Genomic DNA, 599 nt, shown 5'->3' with positions numbered 1-599 from the left:
TAACGTATTCAGCTTCATTTGGCGCTTGTTCAGGATCAACGGTCCAGACCCAGCAATCTTCGTTTGGTGCATTCCATGTAATTTCTAGCACACCACCTTCAGTAGAAATGTGCCATGCGTTCGCATCACGCGAATAAATCTTCGTTAGAGACGCTGAACAAGGAATGTTACGCTCTGCAAGGTAATCCAGACATTGTTCGCGGCTCACTAAATCCCACTCACGCCATGGAGCGATAACGTGTAGATCTGGTGCTAACGCAGCAAACGCGCCCTCGAAACGCACTTGGTCGTTACCTTTACCAGTACAGCCGTGACACAATGCGTCCGCGCCCACTTTACGTGCAACTTCAACCTGCGCTTTAGCAATGATAGGACGCGCCATTGATGTACCCAACAGGTATTTGCCTTCGTAGTAAGCACCGGTTTTTAGTGTTGGGTAGATGTAGTCTGCTACCATTTCTTCTTTTAGGTCAGCGATGTAGCACTCTGATGCGCCAGATGCTTTTGCTTTCGCTTCAATGCCTTCGAGCTCTTCAGCACCTTGACCTACATCGGCCACGAAAGCGACGACTTCACAGTCATAATTCTCTTTTAGCCAC

General features: G+C 48.6%; 1 protein-coding gene. It reads right to left on the bottom strand.

Translation table 11 applies throughout. The features are described from left to right. Positions 1–599, bottom strand: a 599-nt coding sequence (locus R7Q09_RS26945) for an argininosuccinate synthase domain-containing protein (protein WP_318144051.1), incomplete at both ends; no start/stop codon positions are given.

The organism is Vibrio sp. 2130-1 (assembly GCF_033339515.1).
Note: the sequence above shows the minus strand (reverse complement) of the source record. Positions and strands in the feature narration are given on the sequence as shown.